Annotated in this window: 19 protein-coding genes and 1 tRNA gene; 15 read left to right on the top strand and 5 right to left on the bottom strand. The window is 36.5% G+C overall.

Going from position 1 to position 21165, the window contains the following annotated elements; genetic code table 11:
* Nucleotides 1–6 precede the first annotated feature (6 nt).
* The 14 genes from I130_RS04965 (at nt 7) to I130_RS16190 (ending at nt 14028) form a co-directional block, all read left to right on the top strand.
* Nucleotides 7–80, top strand: a tRNA-Asn gene (locus tag I130_RS04965).
* Nucleotides 81–213: 133 nt separating this feature from the next.
* Nucleotides 214–888 (top strand): hypothetical protein, encoded by a 675-nt coding sequence (locus I130_RS04960; protein WP_034920062.1) that lies wholly within the window; start codon nt 214–216, stop codon nt 886–888.
* Between the two features lie 123 nt (nt 889–1011).
* The gene (locus I130_RS04955; protein WP_051119612.1) at nt 1012–1302 is read left to right on the top strand and encodes a helix-turn-helix transcriptional regulator; all 291 of its coding nucleotides are present in this window, start codon (nt 1012–1014) and stop codon (nt 1300–1302) included.
* Between the two features lie 32 nt (nt 1303–1334).
* Nucleotides 1335–2546 carry a primase-helicase family protein gene (locus I130_RS04950; RefSeq protein ID WP_034920061.1) on the top strand — a complete coding sequence of 404 codons (1212 nt, stop codon included), beginning with the start codon at nt 1335–1337 and terminating at the stop codon, nt 2544–2546.
* A gap of 254 nt (nt 2547–2800) precedes the next feature.
* Entirely contained in the window at nt 2801–3664 is an 864-nt protein-coding gene (locus I130_RS04945) for a toprim domain-containing protein (RefSeq protein WP_034920060.1), read from the top strand.
* Between the two features lie 156 nt (nt 3665–3820).
* Complete coding sequence (gene mbpA / locus I130_RS04940; RefSeq protein WP_034920058.1) at nt 3821–4117, top strand: mobilization protein MbpA; 297 nt, start codon at nt 3821–3823, stop codon at nt 4115–4117.
* A complete protein-coding gene (locus tag I130_RS04935) occupies nt 4114–4980 on the top strand; it encodes a relaxase/mobilization nuclease domain-containing protein (protein WP_034920057.1) in 867 nt (288 codons plus the stop codon). Before mbpA ends, I130_RS04935 begins: the two co-directional genes overlap by 4 nt.
* A 19-nt stretch (nt 4981–4999) precedes the next feature.
* Complete coding sequence (locus I130_RS04930) at nt 5000–5446, top strand: DUF6730 family protein (RefSeq protein ID WP_034920055.1); 447 nt, start codon at nt 5000–5002, stop codon at nt 5444–5446.
* Nucleotides 5447–6147: 701 nt separating this feature from the next.
* The gene (locus tag I130_RS04925; RefSeq protein WP_034920053.1) at nt 6148–7488 is read left to right on the top strand and encodes a TolC family protein; all 1341 of its coding nucleotides are present in this window, start codon (nt 6148–6150) and stop codon (nt 7486–7488) included.
* A 1-nt stretch (nt 7489) separates the two neighbouring features.
* Nucleotides 7490–8545 carry an efflux RND transporter periplasmic adaptor subunit gene (locus I130_RS04920; protein ID WP_034920051.1) on the top strand — a complete coding sequence of 352 codons (1056 nt, stop codon included), beginning with the start codon at nt 7490–7492 and terminating at the stop codon, nt 8543–8545.
* 16 nt (nt 8546–8561) lie between these two features.
* Entirely contained in the window at nt 8562–11720 is a 3159-nt protein-coding gene (locus tag I130_RS04915; protein WP_034920048.1) for an efflux RND transporter permease subunit, read from the top strand.
* 110 nt (nt 11721–11830) lie between these two features.
* Nucleotides 11831–12439: a TetR/AcrR family transcriptional regulator gene (locus tag I130_RS04910; protein WP_034920044.1), complete on the top strand. Its 609-nt coding sequence runs from the start codon at nt 11831–11833 to the stop codon at nt 12437–12439.
* Between the two features lie 129 nt (nt 12440–12568).
* Nucleotides 12569–12847, top strand: a complete 279-nt coding sequence (locus tag I130_RS04905; RefSeq protein ID WP_034920041.1) for a hypothetical protein — start codon at nt 12569–12571, stop codon at nt 12845–12847.
* A 71-nt stretch (nt 12848–12918) separates the two neighbouring features.
* On the top strand, nt 12919–14028 hold the full coding sequence (locus I130_RS16190) for an adenylate/guanylate cyclase domain-containing protein (protein ID WP_051119611.1): 1110 nt from the start codon (nt 12919–12921) through the stop codon (nt 14026–14028).
* A gap of 139 nt (nt 14029–14167) precedes the next feature.
* On the opposite strand, the gene I130_RS04895 is transcribed toward I130_RS16190, so the two are convergent.
* The 5 genes from I130_RS04895 to I130_RS04875 form a co-directional block, all read right to left on the bottom strand.
* Entirely contained in the window at nt 14168–15376 is a 1209-nt protein-coding gene (locus tag I130_RS04895) for a site-specific integrase (protein WP_034920038.1), read from the bottom strand.
* Between the two features lie 379 nt (nt 15377–15755).
* The gene (locus tag I130_RS04890) at nt 15756–16337 is read right to left on the bottom strand and encodes a tRNA-(ms[2]io[6]A)-hydroxylase (RefSeq protein ID WP_034920035.1); all 582 of its coding nucleotides are present in this window, start codon (nt 16335–16337) and stop codon (nt 15756–15758) included.
* Between the two features lie 319 nt (nt 16338–16656).
* Nucleotides 16657–17364 carry a VIT family protein gene (locus I130_RS04885; protein WP_034920031.1) on the bottom strand — a complete coding sequence of 236 codons (708 nt, stop codon included), beginning with the start codon at nt 17362–17364 and terminating at the stop codon, nt 16657–16659.
* 82 nt (nt 17365–17446) lie between these two features.
* Nucleotides 17447–18160, bottom strand: a complete 714-nt coding sequence (locus tag I130_RS04880; protein ID WP_034920028.1) for a ZIP family metal transporter — start codon at nt 18158–18160, stop codon at nt 17447–17449.
* A 190-nt stretch (nt 18161–18350) separates the two neighbouring features.
* Nucleotides 18351–19454, bottom strand: coding sequence for a zinc-dependent alcohol dehydrogenase family protein (locus tag I130_RS04875; RefSeq protein ID WP_232224026.1), 1104 nt, complete (start codon nt 19452–19454; stop codon nt 18351–18353).
* A 307-nt stretch (nt 19455–19761) separates the two neighbouring features.
* Between I130_RS04875 and I130_RS04870 the strand changes: the two genes are divergently transcribed.
* A complete protein-coding gene (locus I130_RS04870) occupies nt 19762–21165 on the top strand; it encodes a nicotinate phosphoribosyltransferase (RefSeq protein WP_034920026.1) in 1404 nt (467 codons plus the stop codon).

The following is a 21165-nucleotide window of genomic DNA, read 5'->3' as shown; positions in this document are numbered from 1 at the left end:
ACAGTTTCCTCCTTAGCTCAGTTGGTTAGAGCATCTGACTGTTAATCAGAGGGTCCTTGGTTCGAGCCCAAGAGGAGGAGCTTAGTAAAGACAAGCCATTCAAGAAATTGAGTGGCTTTCTTTTTTTTGTGGGTACAACATAGGTACAACAAATTAAATCTCTTTCTTTATTTTTCTTTTGGCTATATTTAATAGGTTGAAGCAGTTGTTGCCATGGAAAAATTTATTCTTAACGCCGGTAAAGCACTCGCGAGGTGGAGATCAGGAATAGATTATTTCCTGGAGGAGAAAGTACAAGGGAAACCTTTAAACCTAATTCTTTTTATCCTATCTACTTACGCTGTCTTTGTTTTAAGCTTCAGCCTTTTCTTTGGTATTCGTTCTATTATTGAGAACTCCCTCATTTTTCTGATCCTTTTTGGTATCATGCTTTTGATTCTGATCTGGCTGGCCATTTTTCACGAATCAAATAAACATCTTGAAACAGATCGGCATGATTTCCGGGTAGAACCCCTTAAAACGTCCAGGATACGTTTCGAATTGATCAATCTCGACCGGGAGTCTCAGAAACAATTTGTTAGGTTGATTAATGGAAGGCGGGTTAAAGAAAAAATCAATTTTACCATGGGGAATAAAAGCGGCGACTCTGCCAATCACCGTGTCCTCTTTGTTTTGTTTGATGAATTATTTGTAGGAGGGATCCAGGATCTCACCGGAGAACGAAAAAGTAGCTTTTTCAATTTGCTGATGAATTCATTTTTAATGAATCATGAACCGCTCAAAGAAAACACCTTAAAGACTAGTTTTTCCGCCTGGAAAAACGAACAGGAAAAAATCAATTCCCGGAATCAGCGAAAATTGATCAGGCAGGTCCTGGCAAAAGAGTAATTAAAGCGTGATTTCTTTCCTATCTGTGTTATCCTATTGATTTATAGGTATTTACTTTCCTAAGTTTGTCCTGTACAAAATGTAAAAGGCCTTTTACTCATTTTTAATTTTAATGCTATCGTTATGAATGAGCAAAGAGAAGTAGTGGGTTTATTGGAAGATATTAAAGTCTTACTTTCCCACACCAAAAAAGTAATGAATGTGGAGGATCTGGCTCAATATACCGGACTTTCCAAAAGCAAGATCTATAAGCTTACCCATTTAAAGCTTATACCAACCGGCAATAATCCTAACATCCGTCAGAAGTTTTTTGATAAGGATAAGATAGATGCCTGGTTATTGGGTGAGCCGGATGTGTCCGATGAATTCCTGGAGCAGCAGTTTAATCAAAAATTGCTAAAGAACCGGAAGTAGGTTATTAAGTATTAATCCTAAATTTTTTGAAGATGAAAAAGATATCCTATATCAGGGTGGGTACCTGTTACTATAAAATAGTACAAATACCCACCACTACCGGAAATTTTAATGAGACTTTGGTTCCCTGGAATATAGAAACCCTTCGCAATGATCACGGAAAGGCATTTATTGGAACCATAAAAAAGTATGATGGCTTTACCTGCCTTCCCGGACATAAGGAATTTAAACAGGATTGTTACGGATTTTACAACACCTATTCTCCTTTACCGCATATCCCGCAGGAAGGTAAGACCGAAATGTCACTGCGATTCATTGAACATATTTTCGGAAGCCAGATGGAGCTTGGGCTTGACTATTTGCAGCTACTATATTCGAAACCGCTGCAGATGTTACCTATTCTATGTTTAGTATCCAAAGAGAGGGTTACCGGTAAGACCACCTTTCTAAAATGGCTTAAAGCCATTTTTGATAACAACCTGACCTATCTAACCAATGACAATTTCAGCAGCCAGTTTAATGCCGATTGGGCCAACAAACTTCTTATCTGTATTGATGAAGTGTTGTTCAACAAAGAAGAGCTTACCGAACGGATCAAATATTTAAGCACCACCGATTTTAATAAACTGGAAGCTAAAGGCAAGGATAAGCGCGAGGTGGAGTTCTTTAGCAAGTTTATTCTTTGCAGTAACAATGAAGATAACTTCATTAAAATCGATAGTGAGGAAACACGCTTTTGGGTGCTGAAAGTCCCTAGCCTAAAAAAAGAAGAAACACATTTTTTAGAAGATCTTAAAGCAGAAATTCCGGCATTTCTATATTTTTTGGATCAGCGTCAGTTGATCACTAAACACAGCACCAGGATGTGGTTTAGCCCTAAAGAGATAAGTACGGATGCTTTGACAAATTTGATGCAGAATAACCGAAATCGTGTGGAAAAGGAACTGGCTAGCATGCTCTTCAGTCTAATGGAAACTTGTGAAGTGGACGAAATAAATGTTTGCCCCACGGATGCCTTACAGGTTTTAAACAGAACCCGTATTAAAACGGATTTAACGCAATTGCGGCAGATCTTAAAAAAAGACTGGAAACTGAGTAACCAGGATAACTCCCTAAACTATCAGAAGATGATCATGTGGCAGGAAGGAGGTCTGGGATTAACTCCTGCTAAGGGACGTTATTATACTATTACCAAATCTTTTCTGCTGCGGTATTTTAGTGAGGAACAGAAAAGTGATGCATAATTGATGAACCTGCTGAATGACCGGTTTAAAGATCTTTCCGCCAGGAAAATCATCATTCCGGGTAATTCGGAGGATATCACCAAAGAAAGCAGCCTTAGGTATTTCTTTTTTTTGATGAATGATGAGGAAATATAAATAAGACCAGTGATAACAACGCTTTTGGAGGGTCATCACTTTCGCATCGTTTTGTCATCAAAAAAAATGATGCGCAGAAGTATAATGATTTATAGTCATTTAATATTAAAAACAGGCTAATGAAAAAAGAAAAAGAGATTGGTGTGACCTGCGAAAGAGCCCGTAGTATTTGCATCGTGAAAATACTCGCAAAACTAGGGCACTTTCCAAGCAGGATAGCGGAGAAAGAAGCCTGGTTTCTGAGTCCCCTACGGTCAGAAACACAGGCCTCTTTCAAGGTTTCTTTAAAATTGAACCGTTGGTATGACCATGGGCTTGGAAAGGGCGGAAATGGGCTAGATTTAATCGTAGCGATAAAGAACTTTTCTGTTAAACAGGCTCTGGAGTTTCTAGAAGACAATTGTGACTCTTTTTCTTTTCAGCAGCCCATTTTAAAAAAGAGAACTGCTTCTAAAATTGAAGTTTTAAGGACTAGAGAAATCGAACATGAGGCCTTGACCCAGTATCTGGCAAAAAGAGAGATCCCTGTAAAAATAGCCCAGCCTTATTGCAAAGAGGTCTGGTTTAGCTATAGCGGCAAGGAATACTTCGCTATAGGATTAGAGAACCCCCTAGGCGGCTGGGAACTGCGAAACAGCTACTTCAAGGGGTCCAGCTCTCCAAAATCCTATACCTATATCAAAAGGAAATCTAAAACTTTATTAATTACTGAAGGCATGTTTGATTTTTTATCTCTGGCAATATTGGAGGAAGACCTGGTAAAGGCATCAGATATTATCATCCTGAATTCTCTGGCCTTTACCAATAAAATTACGGGACATCTTACTAATTATGAGAACATTCGTCTATATCTCGATAATGATCCCGCGGGAGATCAAGCTACAGCGAAGATTTTAAAACTATTTAGGAGTGCTACCGATGAACGGAATTCCTTCAAAAACTATAAAGACCTCAATGAAAAATTAATGCAATGCAAAAAGTGAAAACAGTATTGGCTACTGAATCTTATACTGAATTTGATGATTTAGCTTGGGTAGGTTCAGGAGGACCAATCGCAGTTGCGGAAGGGAAAGCAAGATGTGTCATTGTCATGACAATCTTGCTTTACTCCCGCAGGTCGCAAAGATTTTAAAAGAAAAATGAAAAGGGAATATATCCAGATACGCTGCTCGATCTACGAGAAAAAGCTGCTCAAAAAAAGAGCGGCCAGGGCTGGAATTTCCCTTTCCGAATACTTGCGATCCACCGCCTTTGAGAGAAATATTGTAGAACGTATAACCCCGGAACAACTGGAAAGCTATCAGATGCTGATACAATACAAAAACAACTTTGCCCGTATTGCCAATATGTTTAAAAAAGGGAACCCTAAGCTAGCCAAAGATGTGGCGGAGCTCGCAGAAGAGATCAGGATGCACTTAAGAAATTTCAGAAAATGATAGGGAAAGGACATGCCATAGCAAGTACCGGGGCCTCCATAGCATATGGCTGGAACCAGGAGAAGAATGCCGAGGTAGTGCTTAAGGAATACCTGGCGGGGGAAAATCCCAAAGAAATTACTGAAGAGTTTAAGATCATTCAATCTCAAAACGAACGCTGCATTAACAACACCCTGAGTTTTGTGGTCAGCCCCACCATCGAAGATGGAAAGGAGCTGACCAAAAGAGAGCTTGAAGATATCGCTAAAAGATTTATAAAGGAGATGAACCTGCAAAATAACCAGGCCATTGGCTTTGTACATCGGGATAAAGCTCATACCCATGTTCATATTTACGCCAACCGGATAAGTCTAAAAGGAGAAGTCTATAAAGATAGCTTTATAGGTAAAAGAAGCCAGATCGCAGCAGATAATGTGGCCAAAGAATTAGGGCTAAAACGAGTATGTGAAGTACAGCAGGAGAGATTGCAGGAATTGAAAGTGCAGCGACTGGCCATCAAATATATTAACGACCGGGTACTGGAATCCAGGCCTAAATCTTTGGATGAATATATCGGTAAAATGAAGGACTGCCAGGTAAAGGTAATCCCCTGCATCAATAAGTCTAACCAGTTGCAGGGCTTTCGGTTTGAATATAAAGGAGCCAATCTAAAAGGCAGTGAGGTGCACCGTTCGATGACCGGTGGCCGACTAATTGGAGAAATCAGTCAAAACAGAAGTTATTCCAGACTGAAGGAAATCCCTCAAAGCTTAAAGCTGTTAGATAAGACTGTACAAATCAGCTCTAATATGGCCACTAAAATAGCCAAAGACCTGGTGAAACAGGTGATAAAAAAGGCGCTGGATACCGGAATTGGAATATGATATTAAAACTTTATAAATTATGAAAAAACTAGATGAGATCATGGAATTGATGACCGATGAAATGGCCGATTTCAAGCTGGCTATTCTAAAGCTGCAGGAGCTTTCCGGAGAAATTGAGCAAATGAGTATTCCCATAAGTACTGAGGCATTGGATAAAAACCTGAACGCTTTCCTGGAAAAGCAGGAAGAGAATGATCGGTTGAAGGATGACATACTTAAAAGCATTGACCAGAAACTGAAGAATGCCCGGCTCATGCCTAATTATATGCTCTTCCTATTCTGTATTTTCGGAATACTGATGTTAAGCTTATTAGGATATTTTAAATCTTCCGCCACGAAAGCTGGGGATGAAAAGTTTGAAATGTACCAGATGATTAAATCTGAAAGTGAACTCTTTAAAAATTATCTTTCAGAAAATCCTGAAATCAAGAACGAATATTACCAGTGGCTGGAAGCAAATAAGTAGCATTTGTCATGACAATTTACTTGTCGCAAATTATCCTAATTTTTACAGTAAATACTTTGGGAAGCCTTATAAACAGGTAATTATTTACAGTAAATATTGTCGCATAAGTGGTATGCGCCCTATGCTGTTTTTACTCACGCTTAACTTCCCGTACACTATAAAAACAGCACAGGAACCACGCGCAAGATTATGGCAGATATTGGGGCGGGAGATTTAGTAAAAAGTAGGAAAACGAATTCTTTGGAATCTAAGCTCTGGGGTTATGCCACGGCTGATGCTATTAAGGTATTTTCCTTACTACAAAAGTTTTATTAAATATTTCAATTTGACTTCCGAAGTTATTTAATAGCCTCCCAAAGGTCAATATTCTATTTCGATAAAATGCGAATGCAAGTTAATTGTAGTTCTATCAATAGATTCAATAAAATATTAAAAGGCTCAAGAAAACTAATAAGAAATTAAGTTTAACATGTTTCGATTTACTCTCAATTTAATAGAATTATCGTCTTAAATCCTCATTTCTCATCTTACTAAGGAGCCTCCACAATTTTGAAAATAAATTCTGATTCAAGATAAAAATAAGGAAGCTAAATATACCTCCTACCCAGATATCAAAAACTAAAAAACAAAAAAACTTTTATTGTTTTATAGTTTTTTAGTTTTATATTTGCATTCTAAATCACAAAAAAATTGTACCTAATATGAAAAAAATGATAATTGGTTTTCTCTTTGTATATGGGATTACCTTTGGTCAGGAACCCTTGGAGCTCAAACTTTCAGATGCTGTTTCGTATGCCTTAGAGCATAAGGCAGATGCAGCTAAGGCCAGGCTAGATATTACTAACGCCGATGCACAAATCTCTGAGGTCAGGGCCAAAGCTTTACCGAACTTATCGGCTAATGCGGGAACTACCTATAATGCCCTTTTGCAGGAAAATATATTACCCGGAGAAATTTTTGGGGCTCCCGGAGAAAGTATTGCGGTAGCTTTTGGAAGGAAATGGAATTCCACAGCCAATGCACAGCTTTCCCAAACCATATTCAATCAGGCCGTCTTTGTGGGTTTGAAAGCTGCAAAATCTACAAAAGAATTTTATAAGCTTAATGCACAGCTTACCAACGAAGAAATAATTGAAAAAGTAGCAGTTGCTTACTATCAGGTGTTCCAATCAAAGCAGATTCTGGAAAACCTTCAGAATAATTTAGAACTCACAGAAAGAACGGTAGGTATCGTTAAGGGGTTATACGAGAACGGACTTGCAAAAAAGATTGATTATGACCGGAGCATGGTAGCACTAAATAATTTGAAAAGTAATAAACAGCAAGCCATTAATGCAGTAGAATTAAGTGAGAATGCATTAAAATTTATGATAGGAATGTCCATTTCTCAAGAAATAAGATTGCCACAACAAAATTTCCAACCGGAATTTTTACCAGGAATAGAGCTTGAATTTTCCAGTCGTACGGAACTAGAATTACTTAATAAGCAAATTGAACTTTTAAATTTTCAGAAAAAATCAACCCTGGCCGAATATTATCCCTCAGCTTCATTGGTGGCTAACTATGGCTGGCTGGGACAGGGAGATGTTGTTCCTCTATGGAATGGAAAAAACGAAGGTGCTTTTTGGTCAGATTTCAGCGCTATAGGATTAAATATTAGTATTCCTATTTTTAATGGAGGTGCTACCCGGGCAAAGGTGAAGCAGAACCAGGTAGAGATAGAGAAAGCTGAAGAGGATCTTCAAGAAACTGAATTAGCTCTACAGCTTGCCTACGAAAATGCCATCTCACAATTAGAAAACAGCTTTATATCAATTCATACACAAGAACAAAATGTGGAGCTTGCGCAAAAAGTATTGGAAGACACCCAGAATAATTATGAGTTGGGTTTAGCTACTCTTAACGAAATGCTGGATGTTGAAAGAGAACTTGCTGATGCTAAAAACAATTTAACCAATGCCAGGTTAGATTATAAACTAGCGGAAGTAGAGCTTTTAAAATCCCAGGGAAAATTAGACACATTAAACGAAAATAACTTTTAAAATGAAAAAAAAGACAATCATCGCAATAGTAGTGCTATTAGGCGTAGCCGTAGCGTTTTACCTTATCCTACAAAACAATAAGAAAGAGAACGAAAGAGAATTAAGTCTCGTTACACAGGAAAATACAGAAGTAGCAGTGAACACTGCAATTGCAAAAAAAGAAAGAATTGGATCCATGTTTACGGTTAACGGCACCTTTTTACCCACAGCCACTGCAAATATTTCTGCCGAGATCTCAGGACAAATAGGAGCTGTGAATGTTGAAGAAGGTGATGATGTAAAGAAAGGTCAGGTAATAGCGAAACTAATTGGAGATAAAGCAAATGTCAATATGGAGAATGCAAAAGCCAATCTTGATAACGCTGTGTCTAACCTAAACAGATACGAGGCTGCTTACAAAACGGGGGGAGTAACTGCCTCACAGCTTGACCAGGCAAAACTACAGGTAGAAAATGCACGGGCGCAGTATCAATCTGCCCAACTAAATTCCGGCGACACCAATGTACGCTCAAAGATGAGTGGAGTGGTAAATAAAAAAATGGTTGAAGTTGGAATGGTCGTAGCTCCGGGAACATCAATAATAGAAGTAGTAGACATTTCTTTGTTAGACTTAAAAGTAGAAGTAGACGAATCTCTCGTAAGTCAACTTAAGCTTGGAGATTCAGTTAAAGTAACTCCAAGTGCTACCAAAAAAACCATTGACGGTAGGATAACTTTTATCGCTCCGGCCTCTAATGGAGCCTTAAAATTTCCTGTAGAAATTTCTGTAGATAATTCCCAAACAAACTTAAGAGCAGGAATGTATGCTACGGCAATGTTTAATCAAAAAGGAGAGAATAATGTACTTGTAATACCCCGGGAAGCTTTCGTGGGAAGCGTGAGCGACAACCGGGTTTTCGTTATAAAAGAAGGTATTGCATACCTCACAGAAATTAGTACCGGTATTAATTACGGAAACAAGGTGCAAGTAAACAATGGGCTTAATGAAGGAGATGTAGTGGTAACCAGCGGGCAGATTAACCTGACAGATAATACTGCAGTAAAAGTGATTAAATAATAGAGAAGAAAAGAAAATGAAATTAGCAGAAGTATCTATAAAAAGGCCCAGTCTTGTAATCGTGATGCTTGCATTACTTATTATTGGAGGTCTTTTCAGCTATAGTCAATTAAACTATGAGTTGATTCCAAAATTCGAAGTAAAGGTAGTAACCGTTATGACGGTTTATCCCGGGGCTTCACCTGCCGAGGTGGAAAATACGGTATCCCGCAAGATCGAAGATGCTGTTTCTTCTCTTGAGAATATTAAAAAAATACAGACAAGTTCCTTTGAAAGTCTGTCGGTAGTAACCATTCAATTTAATAATGAAGCTGATGTAGATTTTGCATTGAATGAAGCACAAAGAAGCATAAACGCTATTCGTTCAGATCTTCCGGATGATATTGACGAACCTTCCCTCTCGCAGGTTTCGGTTTCTGATATGCCTATAATGAGTCTGGGAGTTACTGCAGATCTTTCAGAAAATGAATTATATGATTTAATTGATCAAAAAATTCAACCTGCTTTTTCACGTCTTACAGGGGTTGCTCAGGTAAACCTTGTAGGTGGCCAGGAAAGAGAAATTAGGGTGAATTTAGATCCTAACAGGCTTCAGGGTTATGGGCTTACTGTACCAATGGTACAGCAAATAATCACTGCGTCAAACCTGGATTTTCCGACTGGAAATTTAAAAACTAGAGAGAATACTACACTTATTCGTCTTGCGGGAAAAATACAGTCTGTAGATAAGCTTAGAAACCTTACCATAGCTTCACAAAACGGGCAGAACATTAAACTTTCTGATATTGCTGAAATTCAGGATACTCAAAAAGAAGTTGAAAAGATTGCACGTATAAATCGTGATAATACGATCCTGCTCCAGGTTCAAAAGCAAACTGATGCAAATGCAGTGGCCGTAAGTGAACTTGTACAGGAAAATATCAGTGAAATTGAACAGCAGTATGCTGATCAGGGTGTGGATATAAATATTGCCAATGACAATTCTGTCTTTACGTTGGAAGCAGCAAACTCAGTAATAAAAGACCTTTTCATCGCAATAGGTCTTGTGGCTTTCGTAATGTTATTTTTCCTGCATAGTTACAGGAATGCTCTTATTGTAATGGTAGCAATTCCAACATCGTTAATTGCAACCTTTATAGGGATGTGGTTATTGGGATACAGTCTTAACCTAATGAGTTTGCTTGCACTTTCATTGGTTGTAGGTATCCTTGTAGATGATGCCATTGTGGTTATTGAAAACATTCACCGTCATATGGAGATGGGTAAGAACAAAGTACGTGCCGCCTACGATGGTGCTTCAGAAATTGGATTTACAGTAACGGCGATCACTCTGGTGATTGTAGTAGTATTTTTACCAATTGCATTAAGTGACGGTCTAGTGGCCGACATTATTAGACAATTCTGTGTAACTGTAGTTATAGCAACTTTACTGTCTTTATTGGTTTCCTTTACCGTAGTGCCTTGGTTATTTTCAAGATTTGGAAAATTGGAGCTTATAAGCAATAAATCATTCTTTGGAAAAATCATCCATAAGTTTGAAAAAGGTTTGACCTGGTTTACAGAGGAAGTAACAAAAATCCTGAAATGGTCTTTAGATAATAAAGTAAAAACCTTTGTAGTTGTAGCTGGGCTCTTCATAAGTTCAATCGCCCTAGTGGCAATGGGTTATATTGGTTCCAACTTTTTTCCTTCAACCGATAGGGGCGAATTTTTAGTTCAATTGGAAATAGATAAAGACGCCTCCATTGAAGAGACAAATTTTATCACTCAAAAAGCAGAGAATTACCTTTCACAAATTCCTGAAGTAGAAAGACTAATTACCACTGTGGGGCAATCCAGTAGTGGAGGTATGGGAGGTGCACAGGCAACCAATAACAAATCAGAAGTATCGGTTACCCTGGTGGATCAATCTGAAAGAGAGGAAAAAACTAGCGTTATAGCTGCGAGGATAAAACGAGATCTGGAACAAAAATTAGTTGCAGCCGATGTTACTACTGTTTCTGTTGGATTGGTTGGAGTTGAAGCTGCACCTCTTCAAATGACCATAACAGGGAACTCTTTTGAGGAAGCTTTAGCTTATGCAAAAGCTGCTGAACAAGCATTAACAACTGTAGAAGGAGCAACCGAAATTGAAAGTAGTGTTGAGGAAGGAAATCCTGAGATTTCTGTAAATGTAAACAGAGATAAAATGACTTCCCTGGGATTAAATGTTGCTACAGTTGGTCAAACAATGCGTACAGCTTTTAGTGGAAATACCGACAATAAATTTCGAACTGGAAATAATGAATATGATATCAATATTATTTTTGATGAAGCCTCAAGAAACAATATAGAAGACGTGCAAAACATCCAGTTCACCAATAACAATGGAGAATTAATAAACCTGGCACAGTTCGCTGATATTAGTTATGAATCAGGTCCTTCCTTATTAGAGCGTTATGATAGGTCTCCTTCTGTAACTATTTCTGCCCAAACCGTAGGGAAAACCTTGGGAGCAGTAGCGCAGGAATGGGAAGAAAAACTAGCAAATATTGAGCGGCCAAAAGGTGTGGAATGGACCTGGGGTGGAAACATGGAAAATCAAAGTGAAGGTTTTGGAACCTTAGGAATTGCGCTATTGGCTGCTATTATGTTGGTATATATGATTATGGTGGTGCTGTATGATGATTTTATTAAACCATTTATTGTATTGTTTTCCATTCCGCTTTCATTTATAGGTGCATTGTGGGCACTGGCTTTAACTGATCAGAGTTTGAATATTTTTACCATTCTTGGTATCATTATGTTAATAGGCCTGGTGGCGAAAAATGCCATTTTGCTGGTTGATTTTGCTAATCATAGGTTAGCCCATGGAGAAAAGATAAGAACAGCTTTAATCCAGGCAAACCACGCCAGGCTTCGTCCTATTTTGATGACCACAATTGCAATGGTTTTTGGAATGCTACCAATTGCTCTGGCATCTGGCGCAGCAGCGGAAATGAACAATGGTTTAGCCATCGTTATTATTGGAGGCCTATTATCCTCGTTATTCCTTACCCTAATCATTGTACCGGTGGTTTACCTGATCTTTGTTCGGCTTGAAGAGAAATTCTCTTCTAAAGAAAAACAAGATTATGATAAATTAATGCATGCAGAATACGAGCACCTCAATCCAAAGAGTGAGCTTGAATTCTAGTAGATCAATAGAATCTGGTTACTGATTAAGTAACCAGATTTATTAATCTAATATTTCGATACTTCTATTAAATGTAGATCTTTGAAGAAGTAGCAAAAAATTTAAGAGATATGGAAAAAGATACAGAATTATTAAGTAAGGTTTCCCAGATTTTTCTAAAGAATGGTGCCAAGACTGTGACCATGGACGAGATTGCAAGGGAACTTCGGGTTTCTAAAAAGACACTTTATGAAAAGTATCAAAATAAAGATATACTTCTTGAGGAGGTGTTAAGTTACAGTTTAGAGAAAGTCCTGGAAAAATTGAATGACCTGGATGAAACAATCGAGAATGCCATAGAAAGAATGTTTGCCAGAGATACAGAAATTGAAAAGGCATCAAGAACCAATGATTCCATCTTTCTTCGTCAACTCCTGAAGTATTATCCCCAGATCTTCAATAAACATATGCTATATTTTTCCGGAAAACTTTCGGAAATACTTATGCATAATGTTGAAAGAGGAAGAAGTCAAGGCTTATACCGAAAAGATTTTGATGCCTATTTTTATTCGAAATTATTTTTCCAAATGACTATGAGCTATGATAACACCCCTTATCTGGATAACCAAGAGATAAGCAGGTCCAGGTATCAGGAGGAAGCTCTCTTATTCTATATGAATGCAATTACCACCGAAAAGGGCAAAGAAGTAATGAGAGGTCTTGAAATAAAAAAATTATAACCCCTATCTGGAATTAAATGTTTTAGAAAAAATACTGCTCTGGAAAAATTTCAGCAATACTTCTTCACTGAAAATTATCATTCTTGTTTTTGATTACTAATACACAGCTCATTACTAAATACCATACTTATGAAGCGCTACGAAAAAAATTTAATTTATGAAAAAAAGCTAAGCCTCTGGTCAGGATATCCGGTTAAGATTGAAGATTATTTAGATAGTATCTGTCAATGTGATGTTGATTTTATAGAAATACTTATGCTTTTAGAGAACGCATTTTTAATAAATTTAGTAGAATCTGATAAAACCCGCCAGGATTTTACCACCATAAAGGAATTTATAGATTGGATAGAATCCAGGCCTAAAATGACACCTTCTTTTAAAAGATTTAAGTTAACACCTTGGCCTTAACCCTCCGCTACTAAAATTTCTGTCAGATTCCTTCTCCGTCTATTAATTAGAAAGCTTAAAGAACATTTTTAATGAAACAAAATTACTTATATGAGATTATTCGTTTAAGTTATAGATTTCCATTACTAACTATTATTATCAAACAGGTAATTTTTTGGATCATAGCTTACGGAGTGCTGGGCTTTATATTATATTTTTCAAGTCTTTCAATTTTTGAAGGCACGAATTCCCCATTTACCCTAAGTGTAGCAATGTTAATACTAACAGTATTAATATTTGGTTTTATGAATGGAATCATCCTAGGTATTTTTGAATACTTCTTAAATAAAAAATCCAATTTAAATAACAGCTTAGGTCTCACAATACTTATAGGAAGCTTTGCTTATTTCATAACAATTATGGGTTTGATAAGTTTAACAAGACTTATCATCTTTTGGGTATTGGAATTATTACATATGGATATAGGTTTTGTAGAGGTGATTTTAAGAGATAACTGGATATATCATTATGCTATCCTACTCGTCTACACCTTGTTTATGACCTTAATAATCAGTTTTATCAGCCAAATTGAAAAAATACTTGGTCCTGGCTACCTACTTCCTATTTTATTGGGCTGGTTTAGATATCCGAGAGAAGAAGAACGCATTTTTATGTTCCTGGATCTTTCTAACTCTACAAGAATGGCTGAACAATTGGGTCACATTGCCTACAGTAATCTTATACAGGAATGCTTTCTTGATATTAATAAGATGGTAAAAAAATATAATGCTGAAATATATCAATACGTGGGAGACGAAATTGTTGTAAGTTGGCCCTTGGAGGGCATGAAAGAATATGTGTATATAGAATTCTTCTTTGGGGTTATGGCACTTTTACAGGAGCGTTCAAAATATTACACGGATAAATTTGGTGTTACTCCGTCCTTTAAAGCCGGGGCTCACGTCGGTGTAGTTACCAGAGTTGAGGTAGGAAATATAAAAAGAAATCTTGCCTACCATGGAGACACTTTAAATGTGACTGCAAGATTAGAAGGATTGTGTAAAGAATTAGATAGATCTGTACTTTTTTCAGGCGCACTAATAAAAAAAACAATGGTAGATAAAAAATACAAGGTATCCTCCCTAGGATTTAGAACTCTTAAAGGTAGGGAGGCTAAATTGGAAGTATTTAGTATTAATTAATAAAATACCAATTAGGTAATTAATGTAATCAAAGTTTTACATCAGGACTTTGAGAAAATTCGAATTAAAAAGAGTTTATGACTTTGAAATTGAAGATCGTTTAAGGAAATAATCAGACTTCAACCCTAAAGTAGAATAATTACAACAATACTTCCAGCGCTTTATCCACAACCTGAGTATCTAATTCTTTTAAATATGCCTGGGTTACAGTTAGGTTTTGATGTCCTAAAGATTCGCTAATCACATCAGTTGCAACCCCTTTTTGTTTAAGGCAATTAGCAAAACTATGCCTGGCCACATAACTGCTAACGTTTTTTGTGATCTCACATATTGTAGCCAGTTCCTTTAGATTTTTGTTATAGATCCCTAGCATTTTATGTTTTCGATCTGCAAGTTGGGTAGGAGTATAGTTTTCACGATACAGTAATGGAAATACATATTTATTTCCATACCCATTAATTCGGTAATGGTCAAGAATTTCTCTTACAGGGGGCATTATGGCAATTGAGAAATTTCCTTTGGTTTTAGCCCGGGTGTAATAAATAGCATTTTTTTCCACATCTTTCCATTCGAGACCCATCATGTCGGCAAAGTTCATTCCCCTAGTATAGAAACTAAAAACAAAGTAGTTTCTGGTATCAACTAAATGCGAATGATTACTCAAATCTACATTAACAATGCGCATTATTTCTTCAAAATCCAGGGCACGTTTAAAACCTTTGCCTCTTAAGCCTGAAATTTTATATTTCTTAAAGGGGTATAAACTTTCTTTCACAATTCCGCGTTCTATGGCTTTGTTGAACAATGCCCTTATGGCTCTCATCTTTACTCCAACCCCTCCGTCGGTTCCACCTCTGGACCTTAAGAAAGCATCATATTTACTTAAAAAAGTAGAGTTAACTTCCCGAAAACTAAGTTTTTTGCTCTTATGAAAAATTTGCACCGATGTTTTAGTGTCTTTATAGGACTTTGCGTTTCCTACACGACCGGCGTAAGTCATTTCCTCTACTATTTCATCAAAAAAGGCAAAGACATCATTTTTAACTGGATTGAAGGTAACTCTATAAAGCTTATCAAAATCTTCCAGTGTATAATCGGGGTTTTGAATTTCAATTTCCGCTGCTACCTGGTAAGCCCGATCCTTAATTTTTACCAGTAACCGATTATACTGAAAATGATTTTTCAGCTTTTTGTTAAAGGTTCCTGTTGAAGCTGACCATTCGGAAATCTCCGAACTAAATGGGGTTTTGTAATATTTAGTTTGTCGATCTTTGGTCACACGCAAGAAAATTGGGTACAACCCATCGGTTAATTTCTTTGTTCTCTGTACAATTTTTATAGTAATCATGCGGCTTAAATTGGGTACAACATAGGTACAACAAATGGGCAAATAAAGGTAAATATTGTAAAACTAAATGACAAGGAAAAAGTTGTAAAATATTGATTATCAATACATAAGAAGCTAAATGAAATTATCTGAAACACCATTTTCGCGGCTGTTAATCAGAGGGTCCTTGGTTCGAGCCCAAGAGGAGGAGCAATCAAAGCCTGACATTAATGTCGGGCTTTTTTGTTTTATAGAATTACTCAAATTCTTAATATTGTGGCTATCTTAATTTTAAAAATTTTAGCAGAAAGAAATTTTTCTAAACGAATTTCTAGTTTTCCTCGAGATTAGATCTGTATATTTTAGGGATTGTATTTTAAGATAATAGGTAGTTTTGGAATTACCCATGGATAGTTTCATGCTTGCCATAGCTTTTTATTAACTCGCCTTCAAATTCCACCAGTTCTTTCCAACGCGTATCCACATCAATATCTTTTCCGTATTTTCGTGCAAAGCTTATAAAAGTGGTATAATGTCCTGCTTCACTTATCATTAAATCGTGATAAAATTTAGATAGCTCTGGATCGTTAATTTCTTTGGAAAGTAATTTGAAACGTTCACAACTTCTTGCTTCGATCATTGCAGAAAATAGGAGTCTGTCTACCATAGAATTCAATCTACTACCTCCTTTATTCATGAATTTATAAAGCTCATTAACATAGCTATCCTTTCGTTCTCGCCCCAATTTAAAGCCTCTTTTTTTTATGATCTCATGAACCATTTCAAAATGTTCTAATTCTTCTTTTGCAAGCTCTAATAATTCCGTTACCAAGTCTGGATATTCAGAATTTAATGTGATAATAGTAATAGCATTTGTTGCCGCTTTCTGTTCACACCAAGCATGATCGGTAAGGATTTCTTCTATATTGGATTCAACTATATTTACCCAACGAGGATCTGTTTCTAACTTAAGGTGAAGCATTATCTGTTTTTTATTCAAAGATACTTAAAGATTGAATTGTATTTATAGGAAAAGAATTTAGTGAGTGAAGTAGCACTTAAAGAAAGCAATCAAGACCATATAAGTGCTCAATCTATAATGTGCTATGTTTTTACTATATAGTAGTGTAGAGGATTTTATATTCTTTAAAGTACCACAATAAGTGTTTAAATATGTAAGCCACTTGTAAAAAATTTATAATTACAATTATATTTTACATACATCCTTATTTACAAAATCTGCTAGACTTTGCCTTTTATCGAATTTTAAAAACATTCGATTTTTTGACCATATAAATATTTTATCCAACGTTAGTACTAAATAAATATCCTACAAATGCAGTAAGACCCATCGCTGCTGTTCCCCAAAATGTGATTCTAAGAATGGCAATTCCAATATTGGAACCTCCTGTTTTAGCTGCCAAAGCACCTAATATTATTAAAAATAAGGTTGCAAATCCGTATAAATAATACTCCATAAATAAAAGTGGTAAAAACAAGACCACCAAAAGCGGAAGGATCCCTCCAACAGTGAAAGACGCTCCCGAAGCCAATGCAGCTTGAATAGGATTGGCCTGACTTATTTCATTGATTCCTAGCTCATCTCTAACATGAGCGGCCAGAACATCGTGCTCCGTCAACTCTTTAGCCACAATTAAAGCAGTTTCTTTCTTTAAACCTCTGTTCTCATAGATTTCAGCTAGGCGTTGAAGTTCTATTTCCGGAGTCTCTTCCAATTCTATTTTTTCTCTTTCAATATCAGCTCTTTCAATATCTGTTTGAGAACTCACAGAAACATATTCTCCCGCGGCCATAGATAAGGCGCCGGCAACTAAACCAGCTAGTGTAGCCAAGATTATTGGCTCTCTCATATCCGTTGCTGCTGCAACACCAATGGCAAGACTTGCAGTTGATAAAATTCCATCGTTGGCACCAAGAACTGCTGCTCGCAACCAATTACTTTTATGGATATAATGATTATCTAAATATTCATCTGGTTGATCGTTCATTGGTTTGCCTTTAATAATAATATCTAAATTAGATTTCTAATATTTTTACTGAATAAAAATGAGGAAGTTGAAGATAGGCAAATTATCCTAAAATTTTAACCCCTATCATGCCTACAAGAAAACCGAGGCTAGCCCCAAGGGCAGGGATCCAGCTTTTATCTAATTTAGACATTGGCGCTATATCCTGAAAGATTAGATAGGTTACTCCTCCTGCAGAAAACAGCATTAGGGCACCTATCACCATAGGCATTTCAGATAGGAAATAGTATCCCAAAAGAGCAGCCAGAATTCCTGAAAAACTTAATAGAAATAGTATCCACAAACTTTTCCTTGACGAATAGTTCGATTTAAGGTCTAAGTAGGCATTAAAAGCTTCCGGAAAATTTTGAAGTGCAATAATTACCATTAGTAAAATTCCTAGTTCCGGATCCTGACTAAAGACAGCGCCCATCGCAATAGATTCTGGGATAAAATCTGAAAGCATTCCCAATAGCTGTGCCTCTGTACCTCCTTTTTTCTCTATAAACTGGTCTAAATAAAAAAATGCGATAGCACCTATAGCAAAAAACAGTACCATAGGTGCTAAAGAGAGCATTTGCATTCCTTTTGGAACTAAGACCAATCCAACTGCGGCAATCAATATTCCTCCTCCAAAAGCAGTGGTACTATGAATAATTTCAGATTTTACCAATCCATTTTTAACATGCTCCCCGAAATAATGAGATAAAAGTCCTCCTAGAAAGACCGTTGAACCCGATAGAAGGGAATAAAGGATTATAAGTTGTATTTCGTTCATTTAAAATATAATAGACTATCAATTTAAACCTTTCTGTAAAATGAAATTAATCAGTTTAATAATTTCAACCGACAATTCATTATAATTTTAACGGCATACTGAAACTCCCGAAGGTATTAGACAAAATGAAGGTCTATTTTAATTTATAATACTAAATGAAAATTTAATAATCATTTTGAGTATTTAAGATTTAGTTGGTCAAAATTATTTTTAAAGCTTTTTCTTCAGCAGCATTTCCAAATACTTCATAAGCACGAATGATCTCATCCAGCTTAAAGTGGTGTGTGATCAATTGTTCTGCTTGAATTTTTCCTGAAGTCACGGTTTTCAGAAGCATTGGTGTGGTGTTGGTATTTACTAGTCCCATTGTAATTGTGATATTCTGAATCCATAGATCCTGAATTTGAAGATCAACACTTTTTCCATGAACACCAATATTAGCAATATGGCCGCCAGGACGAACTATTTGCTGACAAATATTGAAAGTCGCAGGAGCACCCACCGCTTCTATAGCTACATCTACACCATCTGCCGTTTCAGAAAGGATCATTTTGGCGGCATCCTCCAAACCTGAATTAATAGTATCTGTTGCACCCCATTTTTTTGCCAGTTCTAAACGGTTATCATCTAAATCTATCATATAGATTTTCGCAGGAGAGTAAAATTGAGCCGTGAGTAGAGCAGACATTCCAATTGGCCCTGCACCTACAATTGCAATGGTGTCACCTGGTTTTACGCAGCCATTAATAACCCCCATTTCGTGGCCTGTTGGTAAAATATCACTTAACATAACCAAAGCTTCATCATCCACATCTTCCGGCGCGATATACAGACTATTATCTGCATGAGGGATACGAACATATTCTGCTTGTGTGCCGTTTATAAGATTTCCTAATATCCAACCTCCATCTTTACAGTGCCCATACATTTGCTTCTTGCAATACTCACAAGAACCACATGCTGTAATACAGGAAATTATCACTCGATCACCTTTTTTAAAGTTCCTTACCCCAGTACCTACTTCTTCTATTATTCCAACACCTTCATGACCTAAAGTAGTTCCAGGTTTTACACTAGGTGTTTTACCATGTAAAATTCCCAGATCTGTTCCGCAGATCGTCGTTTTAATTATTTTCACAATTGCATCTGTAGGCTTTTTTACCTCAGGTCTCGGGATTTCCTTATACTCTATTTTACCTGGTCCATTATACACAAGCCCTTTCATACTTGTTTTATTTTCAGAAGAAGAACCCTTTGAAAGGTTTTTTTTAGCAGGAACAATTGTATTTGACATCTTTTGTAGTATTTAAGTATAATTGATTATTAGGATTATACCTATAACAATATTAGGTTAAGAATAAGATATATAATATGACCCTTATCACTTTTGCAATCTATTCTGAAAAAGCTTTATGGCACTCGGGATTTTAATATTTTAAACTTTTGCATGTAATAAATATTTACAGCAGTGATAAAAAGTGTAATCCACTTTCTTAGTTTTGCAAACCTCAAACCTCAAACCTCAAACCTCAAACCTCAAACCTCAAACCTGTTCTACCTTATTTTTGTAATTTCACCCTATCATTCCAATTAGAGCATTTATGATGAATTTTACCGCTACCTATACAGATCAGTACCAACTTTCCATGGCTCAAGTTTATTTTGAAAATGGACAAAAAGAACATTCTGCAGTTTTCGATTATTATTTTAGAAAACTTCCTTTTGAAGGAGGATATGCTATTTTTTCAGGTTTAGAAGATCTTTTGGAGATTCTCGAAGAACTAAAATTTAGTGATGATGATCTTGCGTATTTAAAAGGTCAGAATTATTCTGAAGAATTTCTAGAATACTTAAAAAACTTTAAATTTTCTGGTAATATAATGGCTGCTAGAGAGGGAGATGTTTTATTTCCTAATAGGCCAATTCTTCAAGTAGAAGCAAATATTATAGAAGCTCAGCTTATAGAAACGATTCTATTAAATCTTTTAAATTTTCAAACCCTGATCGCCACGAAAGCTAGCCGAATAAGATTGGTGGCAAAAGATAGTATTTTACTAGAATTTGGTTTGCGAAGAGCTCATGGGTCTGGTGGATATTATGCAAGTAGAGCAGCAATAGTTGGTGGTTTTGATGGCACTAGTAATGTGGTAGCAGGCAAAGATTTTGATATCCCTGTTTATGGAACTATGGCACATTCCTTTATTCAAAGTTATGATGATGAATTAACGGCTTTTAGAGCCTTTTCCCAAAGCCGACCAAAAGACTGTGTACTTCTTGTAGATACTTATGATACGCTTAAGAGCGGTCTTCCAAATGCCATTAAGGTTGGAAAGGAGATGGAAGAACGTGGAGAAAAATTATCAGGAATTAGACTGGACAGTGGGGATTTGGCTTATTTGGCTCAAGAAAGCAGAAAAATGCTAGACGAGGCGGGGTTAAATTATGTGAAAATAGCAGCATCCAATCAGTTAGATGAATACGTGATCAAGAGTTTGTTAGAACAAAAAGCACCTATAGATATATTTGGAGTTGGAACTAATTTAGTGACTGGTGAGCCAGATAGTGCTTTAGATGGGGTTTATAAACTTTCTGTTTCTAATGGCGTTCCAAGATTGAAAATTTCTGAGAGTCTTTCCAAAGTTACCATTCCCCATAAAAAGCAGGTTTACAGATTGATGAATGTAAAAGGAGAACTTATAGGTGCCGATGCTATTACAATGAGAGATGAGGAAGAGGTTTCAAGGATCTATGATCCTCAAGAAATACTGAAATCTTTACCAGTAAAAAATTGTAAGTCGGAAGCTTTACTTCATTTAGTGATGGAAAATGGTAAAAGAACCCAAGAAACTAGGAGCTTAAAAGAGATCGCGGCATATTCTCTAGATAGATTAGCAGATCTTCCTATGGAGTATAAGCGATTTGACAATCCTCATAAATACAAGGTGGGAATATCTAAAATGTTGAAGAAAGAACGCGAGAAATTGTTGAAGAAATATAAAAAATAA

The organism is Gillisia sp. CAL575 (assembly GCF_000403785.1).
GTDB lineage: Bacteria > Bacteroidota > Bacteroidia > Flavobacteriales > Flavobacteriaceae > Gillisia.
This window is presented reverse-complemented; position numbering and strand designations above follow the sequence as displayed.

What these genes read in the sequence shown, in the direction of transcription:
- I130_RS04955 (WP_051119612.1), top strand. Translation starts at nt 1,012, where the DNA reads ATGAATGAGCAAAGAGAAGTAGTGGGTTTATTGGAAGATATTAAAGTC.
- I130_RS04875 (WP_232224026.1), bottom strand. Translation starts at nt 19,454, where the DNA reads ATGTCAAATACAATTGTTCCTGCTAAAAAAAACCTTTCAAAGGGTTCT.
- I130_RS04960 (WP_034920062.1), top strand. Translation starts at nt 214, where the DNA reads ATGGAAAAATTTATTCTTAACGCCGGTAAAGCACTCGCGAGGTGGAGA.
- I130_RS04945 (WP_034920060.1), top strand. Translation starts at nt 2,801, where the DNA reads ATGAAAAAAGAAAAAGAGATTGGTGTGACCTGCGAAAGAGCCCGTAGT.
- I130_RS04930 (WP_034920055.1), top strand. Translation starts at nt 5,000, where the DNA reads ATGAAAAAACTAGATGAGATCATGGAATTGATGACCGATGAAATGGCC.
- I130_RS04895 (WP_034920038.1), bottom strand. Translation starts at nt 15,376, where the DNA reads ATGATTACTATAAAAATTGTACAGAGAACAAAGAAATTAACCGATGGG.
- I130_RS04935 (WP_034920057.1), top strand. Translation starts at nt 4,114, where the DNA reads ATGATAGGGAAAGGACATGCCATAGCAAGTACCGGGGCCTCCATAGCA.
- I130_RS04925 (WP_034920053.1), top strand. Translation starts at nt 6,148, where the DNA reads ATGAAAAAAATGATAATTGGTTTTCTCTTTGTATATGGGATTACCTTT.
- I130_RS04880 (WP_034920028.1), bottom strand. Translation starts at nt 18,160, where the DNA reads ATGAACGAAATACAACTTATAATCCTTTATTCCCTTCTATCGGGTTCA.
- I130_RS04905 (WP_034920041.1), top strand. Translation starts at nt 12,569, where the DNA reads ATGAAGCGCTACGAAAAAAATTTAATTTATGAAAAAAAGCTAAGCCTC.
- I130_RS16190 (WP_051119611.1), top strand. Translation starts at nt 12,919, where the DNA reads ATGAAACAAAATTACTTATATGAGATTATTCGTTTAAGTTATAGATTT.
- I130_RS04910 (WP_034920044.1), top strand. Translation starts at nt 11,831, where the DNA reads ATGGAAAAAGATACAGAATTATTAAGTAAGGTTTCCCAGATTTTTCTA.
- I130_RS04915 (WP_034920048.1), top strand. Translation starts at nt 8,562, where the DNA reads ATGAAATTAGCAGAAGTATCTATAAAAAGGCCCAGTCTTGTAATCGTG.
- I130_RS04950 (WP_034920061.1), top strand. Translation starts at nt 1,335, where the DNA reads ATGAAAAAGATATCCTATATCAGGGTGGGTACCTGTTACTATAAAATA.
- I130_RS04890 (WP_034920035.1), bottom strand. Translation starts at nt 16,337, where the DNA reads ATGCTTCACCTTAAGTTAGAAACAGATCCTCGTTGGGTAAATATAGTT.
- mbpA (WP_034920058.1), top strand. Translation starts at nt 3,821, where the DNA reads ATGAAAAGGGAATATATCCAGATACGCTGCTCGATCTACGAGAAAAAG.
- I130_RS04920 (WP_034920051.1), top strand. Translation starts at nt 7,490, where the DNA reads ATGAAAAAAAAGACAATCATCGCAATAGTAGTGCTATTAGGCGTAGCC.
- I130_RS04885 (WP_034920031.1), bottom strand. Translation starts at nt 17,364, where the DNA reads ATGAACGATCAACCAGATGAATATTTAGATAATCATTATATCCATAAA.
- I130_RS04870 (WP_034920026.1), top strand. Translation starts at nt 19,762, where the DNA reads ATGATGAATTTTACCGCTACCTATACAGATCAGTACCAACTTTCCATG.